This is a genomic window from Paenibacillus sp. FSL R5-192 (assembly GCF_000517845.1).
Taxonomy (GTDB): Bacteria; Bacillota; Bacilli; order Paenibacillales; family Paenibacillaceae; genus Paenibacillus; species Paenibacillus amylolyticus.
In genome coordinates, this window is sequence record NZ_ASPR01000043.1 from 276,251 (window position 1) to 293,516 (window position 17,266).

The 17,266-nt window shown below is 45.5% G+C and carries 15 protein-coding genes; 5 read left to right on the forward strand and 10 right to left on the reverse strand.

Annotation, left to right across the window (positions count from 1 at the left end; genetic code table 11):
• Positions 1 to 58: 58 nt before the first annotated feature.
• Positions 59 to 2,380: a beta-L-arabinofuranosidase domain-containing protein gene (locus tag C161_RS21425; protein WP_036672620.1), complete on the reverse strand. Its 2,322-nt coding sequence runs from the start codon at positions 2,378 to 2,380 to the stop codon at positions 59 to 61.
• Positions 2,381 to 2,562: 182 nt separating this feature from the next.
• Between C161_RS21425 and C161_RS21430 the strand changes: the two genes are divergently transcribed.
• Positions 2,563 to 3,327, forward strand: coding sequence for a helix-turn-helix transcriptional regulator (locus C161_RS21430; RefSeq protein WP_156946146.1), 765 nt, complete (start codon positions 2,563 to 2,565; stop codon positions 3,325 to 3,327).
• A gap of 129 nt (positions 3,328 to 3,456) precedes the next feature.
• The gene (locus C161_RS21435) at positions 3,457 to 3,969 is read left to right on the forward strand and encodes a GNAT family N-acetyltransferase (RefSeq protein WP_036672621.1); all 513 of its coding nucleotides are present in this window, start codon (positions 3,457 to 3,459) and stop codon (positions 3,967 to 3,969) included.
• A gap of 133 nt (positions 3,970 to 4,102) precedes the next feature.
• On the opposite strand, the gene C161_RS21440 is transcribed toward C161_RS21435, so the two are convergent.
• Positions 4,103 to 5,146 carry a 2,3-butanediol dehydrogenase gene (locus C161_RS21440; protein ID WP_036672622.1) on the reverse strand — a complete coding sequence of 348 codons (1,044 nt, stop codon included), beginning with the start codon at positions 5,144 to 5,146 and terminating at the stop codon, positions 4,103 to 4,105.
• Positions 5,147 to 5,262: 116 nt separating this feature from the next.
• Here C161_RS21440 and C161_RS21445 point away from each other — a divergent pair, with 116 nt between their 5' ends.
• Entirely contained in the window at positions 5,263 to 6,174 is a 912-nt protein-coding gene (locus tag C161_RS21445) for a LysR family transcriptional regulator (protein ID WP_036606191.1), read from the forward strand.
• A gap of 114 nt (positions 6,175 to 6,288) precedes the next feature.
• On the opposite strand, the gene C161_RS21450 is transcribed toward C161_RS21445, so the two are convergent.
• From C161_RS21450 to C161_RS21475, 6 genes are all read right to left on the reverse strand, one after another.
• Positions 6,289 to 8,043 carry a methyl-accepting chemotaxis protein gene (locus C161_RS21450; protein ID WP_036672623.1) on the reverse strand — a complete coding sequence of 585 codons (1,755 nt, stop codon included), beginning with the start codon at positions 8,041 to 8,043 and terminating at the stop codon, positions 6,289 to 6,291.
• Positions 8,044 to 8,223: 180 nt separating this feature from the next.
• Positions 8,224 to 8,514, reverse strand: coding sequence for a hypothetical protein (locus C161_RS21455; RefSeq protein ID WP_036672624.1), 291 nt, complete (start codon positions 8,512 to 8,514; stop codon positions 8,224 to 8,226).
• Between the two features lie 20 nt (positions 8,515 to 8,534).
• A complete protein-coding gene (locus C161_RS21460) occupies positions 8,535 to 9,923 on the reverse strand; it encodes a WXG100 family type VII secretion target (RefSeq protein ID WP_036672626.1) in 1,389 nt (462 codons plus the stop codon).
• Positions 9,924 to 10,204: 281 nt separating this feature from the next.
• On the reverse strand, positions 10,205 to 11,557 hold the full coding sequence (locus tag C161_RS21465) for an amino acid permease (RefSeq protein ID WP_036672627.1): 1,353 nt from the start codon (positions 11,555 to 11,557) through the stop codon (positions 10,205 to 10,207).
• Between the two features lie 137 nt (positions 11,558 to 11,694).
• Complete coding sequence (locus C161_RS21470; protein ID WP_036606188.1) at positions 11,695 to 11,976, reverse strand: hypothetical protein; 282 nt, start codon at positions 11,974 to 11,976, stop codon at positions 11,695 to 11,697.
• Positions 11,977 to 12,141: 165 nt separating this feature from the next.
• Entirely contained in the window at positions 12,142 to 12,597 is a 456-nt protein-coding gene (locus tag C161_RS21475; protein ID WP_036672628.1) for a GNAT family N-acetyltransferase, read from the reverse strand.
• Positions 12,598 to 12,853: 256 nt separating this feature from the next.
• Here C161_RS21475 and C161_RS21480 point away from each other — a divergent pair, with 256 nt between their 5' ends.
• Together C161_RS21480 and C161_RS21485 are read left to right on the forward strand one after the other, a co-directional pair.
• Positions 12,854 to 13,429, forward strand: a complete 576-nt coding sequence (locus C161_RS21480) for a GNAT family N-acetyltransferase (protein ID WP_036672630.1) — start codon at positions 12,854 to 12,856, stop codon at positions 13,427 to 13,429.
• Positions 13,426 to 13,773 (forward strand): DUF1801 domain-containing protein, encoded by a 348-nt coding sequence (locus tag C161_RS21485; RefSeq protein WP_036672632.1) that lies wholly within the window; start codon positions 13,426 to 13,428, stop codon positions 13,771 to 13,773. The genes C161_RS21480 and C161_RS21485 overlap by 4 nt, the downstream gene beginning before the upstream one ends.
• Positions 13,774 to 14,368: 595 nt before the next feature.
• On the opposite strand, the gene C161_RS21490 is transcribed toward C161_RS21485, so the two are convergent.
• On the reverse strand, positions 14,369 to 15,673 hold the full coding sequence (locus tag C161_RS21490) for a hypothetical protein (RefSeq protein ID WP_036672634.1): 1,305 nt from the start codon (positions 15,671 to 15,673) through the stop codon (positions 14,369 to 14,371).
• A gap of 106 nt (positions 15,674 to 15,779) precedes the next feature.
• Positions 15,780 to 16,958: an alanyl-tRNA editing protein gene (locus C161_RS21495; protein ID WP_036672635.1), complete on the reverse strand. Its 1,179-nt coding sequence runs from the start codon at positions 16,956 to 16,958 to the stop codon at positions 15,780 to 15,782.
• Between the last annotated feature and the right edge of the window lie 308 nt (positions 16,959 to 17,266).

Sequence of the window (17,266 nt, forward strand, 5' to 3'; positions counted from 1 at the left end):
ACCGTAATTTATTTTCATTATAACATTGTGTTTGCGCCTTTTCACACCATGCCTCTTATTATGAAAAGATGGATTCCGGTTTGCTTCGGGTGGTGCGCACCTCTACAACTTTCCCGGCACATCCATTGTCGCCCTTCGCCTGGAACATTACCGTAACGCTGTCTTTGCCTGATGTAACCGCCTCCGGAATATCGTAGGTAACATAGAACACGTCGCCAATTTTATTCATGTGAATTCTCTGCTCACCAATGAGTGTTCCATCCACGGTAATGGCGAATTGTCTGTCATATAACGTACCTTCCCGTTTAAACGCGGAATGATCTCCGCCCCAATAAGCTACGCAAAGATAATTGGTTGCCGCGCGATCCACTGCCAGTTGGTAACTGAAGTAAGCCCCACTGACGCCAAAAGCCTCTCGCCACATATGCAACTTCTTACGGCCATCTGTGGTTGAACCGTTGTGGTGCTCCCCACGGCAGTTGCTATCCAGTTGATGTCCAATCTCATCCTGCTGACCGTCAGCCTGAACCCTGTCGATCGTGATATCGTTCAACTCTTTCTCCAGCGCATCTCCTTCATCGTTAAACGGCCAGTACACGGTATAAAATTCGTGATGCACATCATAGAACGGAATGAGCTTCACGGCTTCGGCTGTGGAAGTAACATCTTTGCTAAGTTCAAATGTTAACGTGTCTGCATCCACAACCTTGATCCACTCTCGTACGTCATCCTGCTCCGTCCAGATCACAGGTACAGGTGCAGTCTTGGGATTCAGCGCTGTTTCGTCCACAATCGTATCCTCCGGAAGACCCTCGTTTCCTAGTGCACCAGCGAGTACTATCGGGCCGTACAGGAATGCCACTTTGTGAGCATCATCCCGGGAAGTGTACTGGCGGAGTGACATCGGCAGTGTGATGGTGATGACATCGCCCGCTGTCCATGTGCGGTCGATGGAAAGATAGCCGGGTTCCATCCGTGTATACGGATGTTCCGTATCCCCGTTAACTGTTGCCGTCATTGGCTGTTGCAGCCATGAGGGCACGCGTAATCTTAGATGGGCCGAGGCGTTGCCTCCGGTGATCGTCAGGGTTACCTTTTCCGAATAAGGAAATTCGGTTTCAAGCTTCAGGGATAATCCCTGTGACGCCCAATCCAATTGGGAAGCGATATACAGGTTGACGTACAGGTCCTGTTCATCCTCAAAATAGATGGCCTCGGCATATTTGCCCGGGTTCTCCATGCCTGATCCTGTGCAGCACCACCAAGCGGTATCGTGAGTACCATAGATTTTGTAGTGGCCTTGCAGCGTTGATGCAAAATACGTTTTGTTCCCCGTATCGGGGTCCTGCGTGCCGAGGATGTGATTATAGATGGCGTTTTCATAATAGTCCATGTAGGCGCTATCGTGATTCCAGGCGAAGAGTTGCTTCGTTAGATGTAACATGTTGTGAGTACAACAGCTCTCTCCTGTTTTGATGCCAAGACTCTCCATACCCTTTGCTTCGTAATGCTCCGAAATACTCGTCGCACCAAATACATAAGAACGATGATGCACCGTGGTGTCCCAGAAAAATTCTGCCGCTGTCCGATAACTCTCATGAGTATGGTCCTGATTGTAGATTTCGGCTGCACCGATCACTTTGGGAATCTGCGTATTGGCGTGTTTGCCTTGAAGATCGTCCTGCTTGTGCTCCAAGGGTCTCAGGATCAATTGATGGGTGAACTTATTAGCGATCTCAAGATATAAGGCTTTACCGGTAATCCCATACAAGTGTGCGAATACTTCATTCATGCCCCCGTGTTCACTTTGAAGCATCGTCTGCATCTGTTCTTCTGTCATCGGGAGCAATCCTTCGACCGCCCAGTCTGCAAATCGAGTAACCACCTCAAGTGCCTGTCCGTTGCCAGTCAGTTTATAGGCGTCAATCAGGCCGCGATAGATTTTGTGCACACTGTACCAGGGAACCCAGTATTCACCGATATTGAATCCACCGATATTCTCTGCTCGAAAAGCCATGTGGAAAGGTTCTTCGGACAAACCACCGATATATCCGCTTCCCGTGGTCTGCTGGATTCTCGCCAGTTCGGTGACCGCATAATTCAGTCTTTCTTTTAACGTGATATTCCCGGTTGCCTGATACGTCACAGCCAGGGCAGACAGATAATGTCCGAGGGAATGTCCGCTGATGGTACGTGCCTCCCAACCCGCGTAGCGCTCTTTTCGGGCAGGTAAACCATGCGCTTCGAAGCATGGAGCCAGGAATCGATCAATATCCAGCGATAACAGGTAACGCTCCCCCACCTCTTGTGATGTTTGGAACACACCATTTAACAGATCTACTTGTTCCGGTCCCAGAAATCCTTTTTTCGTATCAATCATGACACTCACTCCTTCTCGGGATGTAATAGATATCCATTCATTCTTAAGGGGTAAAATCCGTGTTCTGTTCCATATGACTAATACTCATCAATCTACTGTAGAGCTTGAATATCCCCATACTATCAAATAAAATACAATTACATCAGACTCATAATCCAAGAAAAGGTGGATAAATCCGTCCTATGCAAAAGCCACTGGAACATTACCTGTGCGGCAAGTTCATATCCGAAGGCAACTGGAGCCACATGAGACGCAGCATGCCTGTGCATGAGATCATTTTGATGCTGGAAGGTGAGATGTACATTGCGGAAGAAGAGGAACAATATGTAGTTCGTGCCAACGATCTGTTGTTTCTGCGCGCCGGTCGCACCCATTACGGCTACCAGATTAGCGACACACCCGTCAGTTTCTACTGGGTTCACTATGATGCCATTTCGGCAGAATTCAACCAGTTTAGAACACATGCCACCATTCAGGTGCCTTCCATGGCCAATCAGTTATTCAAGCAGTTGCTGCATGTGTCATCCTTCTCACCAGAAGAAGCCGACGCTGCTTTGTTACTGTTGTTCAAGGAGCTGGAGCGCAATATAGAGGCGGATTATCGCCCGCACAATGCAATTGTGGACCATATCTGCAAGTGGGTCGATATTCATCTGCATACAAACATCACGGTGAGTCAGATTGCGGAAAATTTTAATTTTAACAAAGACTATATCTCCAAAATGGTGAAGCGCGAGAAAGGTACTGGACTCAAAACCTATATCCTCACAGAACGTATTCGCCGGGCAAAACAATTGTTGCTGAACACCAATGCCAGTGTAAAAGAAATTGCCGGACAGTGCGGCTTCTCCGACTACAAGCTGTTCCTGCGCATGTTCAAGCAATACGAAGGCAATACGCCAACTGAATATCGCAATCATCTGTATTCCACACAGCTCAATCGCTGATGCGCTACGATCTATAGAAATGACTGAGTTACCTATAGAAAATTTGAATGAATCGGATTGAATCCGTTATGGTAAAATGCAAGAAAACTATATTCCATACTTAACCCATAAGAGAAGAGGAATTATAAGATGACAACGGCTGCCGTTACGATTCACCCTGCCACAGAAGCAGACCATCCAGAGATTGTAGATATCCTTGTTGCAAGTTATGCCGAGTATCGGGAGACTTTTGAGCAAAATGAACGCTGGGAAGCCTACCTAAAAGATATTCGAGAGTCTGTGGTTAATCCGTACCTGACACAATTATGGATCGCGAAGATTGATGATCAGATTGTCGGTACAGTCCAATTATTCGAAACAGCACACAAGGCTTATCCAAACTTTGAATTGCCGATCGATTATCCGTTTATTCGGCTGTTGGGTGTTGATCCAAAATGGAGAGGTCACGGGATTGCCAGAGTATTGCTCCAGCAATGCGTAGATTCTGCCAAGGAGATGGGCAAAAATACGGTGTATTTATATACGGGCGGTCAGATGGTCAATGCCATCCGTTTATATGAGCGTTTTGGATTTACAGAGGATGAGGAATTCAGCTCCGAGAGTAGCGGGGGCAAGGCAATATGTTACCGTTATGATTCCTAGTGTTGGGTAACAGCAACACTGGATCAGCGAACAGAGAATGAAATGTAGAAAAGACCAATCATCTTCATGACGGTCTTTTCTACGTTTATAAATGATCAATCAACATTTGAAATGATACATCGCTATTGATTTTTTAGCCGCCAATCTCTACCAAAATCTTCGCATGGCTCTTGTCGCTCATTAACAGCTCAAGTCCTTCCTGCACGATGTCGTCCAGTTTGATTTTCTTGGTGATGACCTGTTTCACATCGAGCGACCCTTCAGCAATTAATGAAATCACTTCAGGGAAAATGTGGCGATATGCCAGCGTTGCCGTTAGATTCGCTTCTTTGACCAAAAGATCGAAGAAGTTCACTTGAAGCGGATTTGGAATCGCTGCGATGACAACAACTTCTCCGCCTTTTTTGACAACCGCAATGGCGCTATCCATCGTTGGTTGTACACCTGCTGCTTCATAAGCCACATCAATACCGCCCGATTGTTGCAAGATCACCTCTGTTGCATTGACTTTGGCACTGTTCACCGGAATGGCTCCCAGTTTGGCTGCCAGGTCCAGACGTTCCTCAAATACATCGACTGCATAGATTTCAGAGGCTCCTGCTGCTTTGGCAGACAGAATGGTCAATAATCCAATTGGACCTGCTCCATATACGGCTACTTTGTTCCCCACTTTCAGCTTGCTGTGACGAACCGCGTGAAAGGCTACGGCTGTAGGCTCTACAAGTGCACCTTCTTCGAAAGTTACGTTATCCGGGATGGGATGAACCATGTATGCTTCAACAACAACATGCTCTGCAAAACCACCATCACCATTCAGTCCAACGAATCCAAATTGAGTACATTGGTTATAGCGACCCTGGATACAGTACTCACATTTTCCACAATGGTACAACGGCTCTACCACAACTCGATCCCCTACACTGATACCGCTTACATTACTTCCCAATTCACTTACAGTTCCTGCAAATTCATGACCCAATGTCAACGGTGCTTTCTGTCCTGAGAGCGGATGATTCTCGCCTTCTTGAATTCCTACACCATGATGATAGGCATGCAAGTCACTGCCGCAGATCCCTGCATATTCCACTTTGATTTTGACTTGACCCGCTTGAGCAACCGGAACCTCCCGCTCTTCCACACGCACGTCTTTATGGGCATACCATACTGCTGCTTTCATGAAGTTCATCCCCTTTGTATGATTGTCTATATATTATATCGCTGTTCATGTATTATTCATATTTATAGATACTAATGTTAACATTAGTTGTATTAATGTTAAACGGAGATGAAATCATGAATCTGGAACAGCTCGAATATGTCGTTGAAATTGCGAAAACGAAATCATTCTCCGCCGCCTCGGAGCATCTACATGTCACACAATCGGCGATCAGCCAATCGGTTCATCGTCTGGAGAAAGAATTGGGTATCATCCTATTCGAACGCTCTCGGCAGGGAACTCATCCCACTCCCGAAGGCAAACAATTCATTGCCAAGGCACTGGATATTTTACAGCGGATTGATGAATTAAAATCCCTGAACGCAGAAGCCTCCTCACTTAGCGGAGAGCTTCATGTGGCAACTTTTCCAAGTGTTATGCCCTATCTTGTCCAGTCTGCTGCGGATATGAAGCGTGAGCACCCGCAACTTAACATCTCCATTGAAGAGAAAGGGTCCATGGAAATTATCGAGGATATTCGCAACAACAAAACCCATCTTGGCTTTATCGCGATCTACGCCAAACAATTGCGGGAATTCGATGGACTTCACTTCAGTCCCATGTACTCGGGCAAGCTGGTAGTTGGTACTCATCACCTGTCTGAACTTGCCAAGCACAGCCGTGTTACACCGGATCAATTAAAAGAACACAAGCTGGCACTGTATCGAGATGGTTTCATCGAAGACTTCATCAAGGAATTCACCTATGATCATGGACCTCTGTCCATTCTGTTTAAAACAAATAATTCAGAAGCCATCAACATGGTGTTAAGAAACGATATTGCCGCCACGATTGGTCACGACTTTTCCTTTCACCAAAATCCCTTATGGAAAGAAGGTCTGGTGAAGATGGTAGAGATCGCTGGAATCGATCAACCCAAAATGCAGATTGGCTTCGTACAGACGGAGTCCAAGGAGTCCGCCGTAGCTGCAGAGCGATTCGCCCAACGCTTCAGACAGGCGATAGAGCTGGATCATTTAAAAGTTTAAATCTAAAAAAGTGCTCCACCCTTTGAAGGAAGTTTGGGATGAACACCAACTTCTCCAAAAGTGGAACACTTTTCTGACTATCTCTTGCGTTACTATTACTACACCTTACTCAAACTATACTTTAACTTTACGTACAGCTTCACTCATCTCGTTCGTCTGCTGCTCCAGCATGGTGGAGGTCTGTGCCACCCTGTTGAACATGGCCGACTGTTCACGCATTAAGTGATAGATTTCATCTGAATGATCCGACACCCCGGCTGAGATCTGCGAGATCGTATTGACGGAGGCAGCGGCCTCTTCCGAACCTGCCGAGATTTCCTCTGCCGCAGCGGAGACTTCCTGAATGCGACTGGTTACCAGTTGGAACGCGTCAACTACATGAGCGAAAGCTTGCTCCGCTTCTGCGGTAATTGTAACCCCTTGTCCAATCTCGGTTGCAGTAACCCCCATCTGTGAGCCAATCTGCTGTGATTCTTGTTGAATACGAAGCAGCAAGTCGGAGATCCGTTCCATGGATGTGCTTGAGGCCTCAGCAAGCTTCCGAACTTCATCCGCCACAACCGCAAAACCTTTGCCGTGTTCTCCTGCATGTGCTGCCTCTATGGATGCATTAAGCGCAAGTAACTTCGTCTGACTCGCAAAGTCACGAACCGTGTGCAGGGCACCACCAATTTCCTGGGAGTAGTTGTTCAGCACCTGAACCATCGCTACAACTTCACTTGAGACATTTGAGATGCTCTCCATCTGTGTTTTCATCAGTGTCATGCTCTGTTTACCGGACTCCGCCGTAGAAAGCGCACTTGATGCCGCATCCGATACAACCATCGAGGATTCGGATATATCCGTTATGCCTTTTGCGATCTCTTCCATCGCATGCGCGCTATCGCTTGCACCCTGCTTCTGCGTATGTGCACCCTGCCTAATCTGTTCGACAGATTGATCAACCGTCTTGCCCATCTCAAGCATCTCTTCGGTACTGCGATTAAATTCCTTCGTTGATTCCGATAAAATATCTGTGGTTACTGCTACGCCTTCAACCATGTTACTCACAATCTTATTCAAGTTACCAGACATATGTATCATCGCTTGATATGTTGTTCCAATCTCATCTTGGCTGCGCAAACGATACGACGTCAAAATTTGGTTCGCTTCTGCAAGCTCACCCTGTGCCATTTTTTCCACACTCGCCTTCAGCGGTTGAAGTGGCCGCAGTCCTCTTACGATAAACCACGTGACAACAGCAATGCCTATAAGTGTAATTAGTAGCAACAAGGCATAGAAAGGGATACTCGATTTCATAATATCCGATTCAATGCTTCCGATCACCGATACCGCCGTATCGATCCCAATTACACCTGTTACAGCGCCGTTACTATCCAGCATGGGAGCGTATGAGGAAATATAGTCGCCATACTCCTCATTGTTAATGATCGAAGAACTGGCTGTTTGCCCCTGCAACAGCTTCTGCACAGCCTCCTGAGGGACATCCGTAACTTCATTAATCGGCGAGGCTTTATTTACATCCTTCATGCCATCCACCATAATAAGTGGCGTACCTTTGTCATCTATTTTGACGAAATACACATACATTGCACCAATGCTTACGCGAAAGTCATCCAGTTCATCACGAATCTTCAAGAATTCGTCATTCTCCTTGGGGTCCTTGGCAAACTCGGCATAAGATGCTGTATCCAGCTGATTCACATAACTCTGAGCAATCTGGATGTTGTAACTCGAAATGGCCTCCTGCGCAGCTAGTTTCATATTGGCCACCTGTAACAGCATGCTACCAACGGCTATAATCGTAATGACCAGTGTAACTACTGCAACAATGCGCACAACCAAACGTTTTCTAAAAAAACCAATCATCCGCTCCTCTTCCTCTCCCGTGAACCCAAGCCTTTTTGACTAGGCGCTACCCAAAAAACGCATGCTTGAAGCACTATGTATGGGAAAATAGTAAACGAATATGTCGAATTAGGCAAGAAAATATTGGGTTTACATAAAAACGCTATCATGGCCGTGGTAGCTTTGTTCATTGGAACAGTATTAGGAGTTTTGTGTATACACTATTGAGTTAATAGGGATCTCAGATTGGCTTATTGATTTACCAACGCATATACCAATGCTTTTTTTATTCATTAACGAACTTGAGATTTGTATTGAAACCACTTCTATTGAAAATTCTTTATTGTCAGGTGTTCGTACAAAAATATAATCATTTATTCGCTTTTTAATTTGATCATGGCTCAAATTATCAAGATCAGGATTGATTCCCACTAAAATAGTGCCATGTTCTGACGATTCAAAAATATCTCCAACATTCATTAATTTATACATAATTACAATCCCTTCTCCTTCTATCTATGTTGAATATAAAGTTCGTTTTTTACATCCTTTACACGGAGATCTGCATTTTTCAATCTCGTAATCGCATCTCTGAGTAGTGTCATTCTCTCTACAGAAGTTAACTCTGGGGCAAATCTCGCTGCTCTTATACTGGCTTGTGCTTCGTCCAACGCAAAATTTCGCGCATAGGTTGCATCATCAAGATTATATAATTCGAAAGCTTTTCCGCTTTTAAACGCTTCATAATGCCCAATAATCTCATGGGCTATAGTAGCTCTACCCGAAACACGTGTATTCGCACTTAATGTGCCTATTCCAAGAGACTCTGCTGGTAAAACATCTGTATTGATATACAGTCTGTCATACATCATACCGGTATTCCAATGTTCTCGAAATACTATATTCTCTTCCGGAAAACCTAATCTTACAGAGTAACTAACCAATTCAGTTTTCTGAGCATCTGTTAGTTCTATTTCATTTCTTAAACCATCTGATGAAATTTGTCGATAATCCCCTGTCCCCGCCTCTTTTTCCTTCTCCAGATACTCGGAAAACTTAGAGGATTCTCTCGCCTTTTTACTCTCAGCAACGTTATCCAGAATTCGAAGGCGTTGATCTTGAAGTCCATTAAAGCCACCTGTTAACTGCCCTGTACCAGGCGGACGATTGAATGAATTAATCTTCGCGCCCCCTCCCGAAGAAGTCAGAAGATTATGCGGCTTGATCATCGTGGAAGCATAACCCCCACCAACCATTAGACCTCCCAATCCAATCATATTCGCCCAGTGTTCACTGGACCAGGCATTGGTCGGAAAGGTGGCTTCCCGTATCGTTCCATGGATACCAAACGTGAGCCAGTTGGCAGCATCATTCGGGGAGTTGAATGCTTTATCCGCCCTGTCTACATACCCCTGAACAAGACCACTTGGAATACCAAATGTCCAATAATCCAGAAAACCACCTACACTATCATAACGCTTTTGATATCGATCATCCGCAGATTGCATAAAGGCTTGTCTCAGTTCGACTAAACTATCAGCAGACTTCTGAAAAGCATTACGGGTGTCGGTTGCTGGTGCCCTCCATTCATCTGGCGGTAGTGGTACGCAACTCGCATCATAGGATTGTACAGCTTGCTGATCAGCAAGTCTGAATTTCTCCGCATGCCCTTCAAGCTCCTTGGCGATGGATAAAGATAGTGAGACAAAGTCATCCATTACTCGCTGCGCAACCATAAAATCAACATAAAACCTTTCCTTCGTACTACCATCCCACTGTCTTTCGATTTCGAATAACTGTTGTTTCAAGATGTTATTCATCTGAAAAACCTGATTCTGAGCTGCTGCAAATTGCTTCGAGACAGATATCAACTGTTCAGGAGTTACTTTTATCGTTGTCATGCGAGACCTCGTTCTAAATATATTTCGTTGTTATACGAACATTTGTTGTTTAGAATGCTATAAGTTTTATATGTACAGATGGGATTTTATTATAAAGTGAACACAAATCATTTCGTAGAGACTGTTGGTTTATTTATCTAGTTCGTATTACCCCTAATTTGTCCTAGATATAACAAAAACAGATCTTCCAGTTCCGAAATAAAATCGTTCCCTTAGTGCATACAAAAAAAACACCCCGGCGCAAGCGCCGAGATGTCATTTTGTTCTACTACCCAACCATATTAAACTGTTCGTCCATTCGTCTTCCTGAATCGAATCAGGGACCATATAATCAGCAACGCGAGCACGGCAAGACAGATGCTAATGCTGAACCGATTACCTTCATCAAACACAAACATCACCGCAATTACACTAAGACATAGTACAACAACTCCGGTTATATAAGGGAATCCCCAAACTTTGAAGGTCGGTTGAACCGGATATTTCTTCCGCAGTTTCAACTGTGATGAGGCAATACAGATCCACACAAGAATTACGACAAACCCCGGAACTGCGAGCAATACGCGGAACAGTTGATCCTGCGCGAACAGGCCAAGCAAGGAACCTCCGAGCAAAACTACTGAGCACACCAGAAGTGTGTTAACAGGGCTACCATTGCGATTCGTCTGTGACAATGCCTTCGGAGCTTCCCCACCCACTGCCATGGAGTGCATCATCCGGGATGCACCATAGATCCCTGAATTCGCAGCAGACAGAACGGCAGTCACCAAAATAAAGTTCATTATGTGTGCTGCTCCCGGCAGTCCCGTGGATGCAAGCACCTGAACAAATGGACTGCTCTCCGGCCCGATCTCATTCCATGGGATAAGACCACAGATGATGAGAATCGGCAAGGTGAAGAACAGAATAATTCTGAGCATGAAATTGCCCACGATTTTGGGCATAACCTTTTCTGCATTTTCCGTCTCGGTCAGGGTCAGACCAATCAGCTCCGATCCCCCATAGGAGAACATGACCACAAGCAGTGCCGAGAAGATCGATGACCATCCGTTCGGGAAGAATCCGCCTGCTTGCGTATAATTTTGCAGATATGGCGTGTTATCACTCGGGATAATGCCAAAGATCAATCCTGCACCCAGGAAGATAAAAATAATGATCATGGCAATTTTGATCCCGGCCAGCCAAAACTCAAATTCCCCAAACACACCTACACTTAACAGATTAACCAGTATAATGAACGCCGCACAAGCCAGACTCAGCATCCACAGCGGTACTTCACTGAACCAATACTGCAAAAAGCTCCCGGCGGCAATCACCTCAATGACACACACCGATAACCATAGAAAGCAGTACATCCATCCCATAACAAAGGATACTCTGCTACCAAATGCCTCCTGCACGAAGTCTTTCATATTTTTGTTCTTGTACACCGTAGCCATCTCCGCCATCGCGGCCATAACAACCAGCAGCAATAATCCGGCAAAAATGTACGTGACAATAACGCCCGGACCTGCGAGTCCAATCGTCTCTGCACTGCCTTTAAAAATTCCCGTTCCAATGACACCACCCATAGCCATAAAACTGATGTGTCTTGGTTTAAGCTTCTTCTGTAGTGTTCCTTCTGTCTGAGCCAATTCAAGTCCTCCTGATGTAAAAAACGTCTGTAATGCTGTCTTGTTTCATAGACATAATGTCCAGTATACCCTATTGTCCATCAATCAGCCCAGAAGTTCCTCATGGCCAATTCATCCCAAACATATATGGACATAACCTATGTTTTATACCCCACAATGGCACGAAGCAATCTGTGTACAATCCAGGTTAGCAAAATGTACCCTGCCCCATAGATGAACCAAGCGCCTATGTTACTACCCCATGTTGAAAGATCACTCGCGATATACAACAAAGGCAGCATAAAAGATATAACCAGCGCTACCCAGAGTCTAAACCAATTGGCAAAATAACTGCATACTCCAAGCATCACAGCAATGATGGGACATAACACCAAGACAGCAAACAGCGGATTCATATGATCGAACCACCAGTAAATCATGTACGACTCCCTCCACATTCTTCGTCACAAGGCCACGTTGTTTTAATGCGTATTATTGAGTTTATTCTACTCTTTTTCCATCTCTTAAAATGTACGATATGTTGCAAAATTAAAAAACCAGCGTCCTGTAAAAAAAAAGAATACTGGTTTCTCATGTAAATCCATTTAAATTGTTCTCGTCATAAACGTGCTGTTCGGGTCCAATATATAATCTGCGAATGGTTCGCAATATTCAAATCCGAAGTCTTCGTACATCTTCCTTGCCGGGATAAATGAATCCATTGAACCCGTCTCCAGACTGATTCGCTTATAACCACGGTCTGTGGCAACCTCCATAATATGAGCCAAAATTTTTCTCGCTACGCCTTTTCTCAGATGAGCCGAAGCGGTACGCATCGACTTCAACTCTGCATGCTCTGGATCAAGTTCTTTGATAGCCCCGCAGCCGAGCAAGTCGTCCCCTTCCCAAGCACACCAGAAAGTAATTTCGGGCTTCTTGAGTCCATCCAGATTCAACGCATGAATACTCTCTGGGGGCGAATCCGCTGCCATCCCTTGCAAGTGCTCAGCGATTAATGCCTTAACTTGTACTCCACTTAAATCATCCACTTTGATCTCCATAACGTACCACTCCCGCCGACATTTTTATTGGTTTTATCACTGAATGTATATCAATCATTTCATCTTACTACCATGTTAGGTTTTATGACAAGAGGTTACTTATATCCACTGAAATACGCTATTGTGATCCACCTGTAATTTCCAGTATGATGAGGCTATCAGATACAAAAGGGGCGAGGTCTATTGCGAAATATACATAGAGTTAAACGCGGAACTATTGGTGAAGCAAGCTTAACTTAATTTAAAGGAGACCCCTATGACACTAACTACGGACAACCTGTTTTATAGCAAACGATTAAAAATGACTCCCCCACGTGCTGAAGACGTGCAGACCATGCTGCAATGGAACGAAGACCCGGAGTACCTTCGGAATGTGGATACTGATCTGGCCATTCCCTATTCAGAGAAACAGTTGGAAGATGAGGGCGAAACGAAGAACAAGGAAGTTTACTTCAGACTGCGCACGCATGAAGAGGATACGCTGATTGGTTTTGTCGTCATTCACAGTATTGAATGGAACAACCGCTGCGGACAGCTTGCCATTGGCATCGGACTTGCCAAACATCGCAACAAGGGATATGGCACGGAAGCGTTGAATCTTATTTTACGATATGCGTTTCATGAGATGAATCTGGACCGGGTTGGCCTTGATGTCATCGCCTACAATGCCAAAGCAATCCGTTCCTATGAGAAGGTTGGTTTTCAGTTGGAAGGTCGGGCACGCTCAGCTGTATTTCGTGATGGTAAGCGTTACGACCGTTTAATGATGGGAATCCTAAGACCAGAATGGGAAACACACAATCAGATCCATACGGAGGGTGAACAAGTATGACCAAGAATGCGGAAGTTACTGCGTTTATTGAACAGATTCAGATCCCCTGGCAAGTACAAGTCGCTGAACAATTGCGCCAGTGGGTGCATGATACCATCCCTGACGTACAAGAACGCGTGCAATACAAAAAACCTCATTTTTTGAAAAACGGAAAGTACGCTGCGGTCATCTCGCCATCCAAACAAGCCATGTCCTTCACCATCTTCAATGCAACTGGACTTGATCTCCCCGATGGGATATTTGAAGGCCCGGAAGAACGAAAAACGATCAAACTCAAGGAAAAAGATACGCCTGATTATGAATGGCTGGCGGGATTGCTGAAGCAGGCATCTGCGGACTTGTAGACGGGTGTAGTGAAGAGGCACATACACCGCAGTAGTAACTTAGGTGGTAATGTGCGGTTGGTGTATATGGGGTGAGTTTAGTTTTGGGTTTGGGTTTGGGTTTGGGTTTGGGTTTGGGTTTGGGCCAAGCGCTAACGAATCGGACACACCTTATATCGCAGTTTTAAAAACATATGAAATTCTAACGAATCTCAGCAGTCTTATTACAGAAACCCCCTTCGATTTTCTTCGAAAAACCATGACAATAGAAGCAATAACGTGGCTACGATTCGTTAGAATTTTATACTGCTGCAAATTCACCCAATAAGACGTGCTAGGTTCGTTAGACTGTGTGAGTACGACAAGCGGCCTCTGCACGTAGAAAAAACAACCCATTCTCACTCTGGCGGCTAAATAAATAGCATAAACGACTGGCTGTAGCAAAGATATCTCACATCCATCCTACGCAGGGCAAAGGGGCATCCCATGAAGTTCCAAGAACTTCGGGATGCCCCTTGGTTATAGTCTGTCTACTACTGTCATTCCAACCTTAACAGCGGTGTAATATTATTATAATAAAATGACTGCTTATAATAGCTTCTACTAGCTTCCACCATCAAGATTGCTGATACGATACGGCGGTCATCTGACACGGCTCACATATGAACATGTAATACATACCCTCACCATATTTCTCAACCTCGCCCCAGTCCAGTTGTGCGACAGCCTTCATTCTCGTGGAACAGCGTGGACATGTTGGGTACTCCGCATCTTGAACCCATCCCGGATGGCCGCCGACCTGAGATAACGATGGCTCCATCGCCCACTCACTGGCATGGAATGCATGACGCGATGCATTCGCAATCCAAAACTGCTGGCCAACATCCGGTGCAAGTTTACCATAGTCGTCCAGGTCAATCTCGTCCATTCCCGCAGGCATGACATTATGTGAACTCCATAACGGTTCCCCTGCCGCGTCCATCTCCATGTAAACCACACCGTAACTGCTGCATATCACGCAAGTCCGTATCTGAAGTTGCTGAGCATGCCAAGAAACGTCATTCAATGCTGGATGCTTAACATCCAGACTAATTAAGGTGGTTAACGCATTGCCACACCATGGACAGCAATTGGTGCTAGGGTTCAGCATCGAGAGTGAATTTCCGGTTAACTCCACGTTAGGTCCTTCATTCTCTTTTACTTTATAGAGTGAATAACTTGGGGTGATGAATAATTCCCTGCGCTGCCCGTCTTTTGTAAGCTCCCAACCAGCTTCAGTGGTGTAATGCTCAGGTGCCACGTATAACTCGTTCGCCCAAGATGGAGGAGATTGTCTCCACTGCCGGAACTGCTGCACAACAACATCATCACCGATATGGGCCAGCATGAGCAATATGTGGTTCCGATTCTCATCATCGGTGTTCACCTGCTGCAAGAGATGATCACGAACCTCACCCGAGGCACTTTTATACAAAATGGCAGGATAATAGATCTCCTGTTCCAGCAGCTCAGGAATTTCGGCAGTCAACGATATATCATGGTAGCAGACCAGATATACCAGAATGTCTTTGCCCGTATCTTCATCACCTGTACAAATCCGTTGCATCGCGTAATCCTTCATCTGATCTTGTTGCTCTACAGACAAAGATAGATATACCTGTTCCTTGGATTGTTCATAGGGCGTATAACGAATTAGTGGATCGCGAACCTGAGGTTTGTGCATGATTTTCAAAATTTCGACTGGGTCTGTGATACCTGCATACAAGTTCACGTCACGTCGATTCGCTTCAATGTATCTCTGACGCTCCTCGCGTTCCATCTCCTGCTTGCAAGGCATGCAATAACCACCCGTTTTCAACGCTGTTGCTGGTAAAATGGTATTTGCACACCCTTCCCGTATACACGGAATTCGTTCTGTCATATTCCAACCTCCTTCAACTATTGGCAATGGAAAACACGCCACAATGTGACGTGCTTGTCCCTTACTTCATATTTAAATGCTGTCGGTCTTATATCGTAAGATGCAATCAGTGATGTCCCAACTGGTCCTTGGTAAATTCGTAAAAGGCAAGCGCATCTTCACTGCTGGCAAAGCCTGCCTGAGCTATCTTTTCACTGCCGCCACCTTTGCCTTGGTATGCTCCAAGATTGCCTTTAAAGAAAGGTCCACAAGCCCATTCGGGCGGCTGTCCGTTCTGTGCCAGAACTACTTTGGCCTCTGAGATACTGGCAAAGAGTACAAGCCCCTCATGGTCTGCCGTCAGCTTCGTAGCCAGGCTCTGCATATCCTTGAGCGATTTATCTTCAAAGACCTGAGCAATCACCAGCCCTTGCCGAGCGGCCAGAAGTTCCTCCGCATAATAGGCATCGTTCGTTGTTTTCACTGCATTCAGCTCAGTTTGCAGCTGCTTTTGCTCCAGCTCCATTTTCTCAATGCGCTCCAATAACTCGTCCTTGCTGGTCTTTAATTTAACCATAATGCTATTGAGCACGTTTTGTGTAGCTGTGAATTCATTTAGAGCCCTTGTTCCACATTTGAAATAAATGCGGGTACCGCCCTTCACTTTTTCAGTTTTCAACAGTTTGATGATCCCAATCTCACCTGTCGCCGACACATGCGTTCCACCGCAGGCGTTATACTCCACACCCTCGATCTCGACGATGCGAATGTCTTCCGTTACCGTAGGTTGCTTCACCAATGGTAACTGTGCAGCTTCTTCTGCTGTAACCCAAGACGTGTTGATGCGAGCGTTACGATAGATCTGACGATTCACTTCTTGTTCAATGGCGGTTAATTGATTCGCTCCCAGTTCAGCCGTAGCCACATCAATCGTGTCATACTCCGTACCAAGATGGAAACTGAGTGTCATCGCTTCAGTAAGCTTTAGCGTGATTGCCGATAACAAATGCTGACCCGTATGCTGCTGCATATGATCGAATCTGCGCTCCCAGTCAATCTCACAATGTACCTCAGTCTCTTCAGGGGTGCGTTCCAGCTTATGCCATACTTCGCCATCTTCAATGTTCACATCCAGAACAGCGATGCCACCAATTTGTCCCAGATCACAAGGCTGTCCGCCCCCATGCGGGTAAAAAGCAGTCTCCGCCAGCGTGACATATACGCCATCTTCCTTGTCCACTCTGCCTGTAATTGTTGTATGCCACTCTCTTCTATAAGCAGAGTCATAATAGATTTTTTGCGTCATTGAATCATCCCGATCCCTTCTCGTTCAAATGGTTTTTTACCGATCTGCACCTAACCTCCAGATTACACTATCTGGAACTGTGAATCCAATTTAAGGCACACAAGATCGCTCCTCCATATCAAAAAGACCGCTCTGTAAGCCAAGCTACAGAGCGGTCCCCTTACTTATATCCACGTTTAATGTAACGTTGGATATGGTTTGACCCATGATTACACCGGAACGGAGATTGCAGACATATTACTTATTATAGACACAAGAGCGAAGCAGACAGAAAGGACCTGAAGAAGCGAAGCGTGCTCCCTTATCAC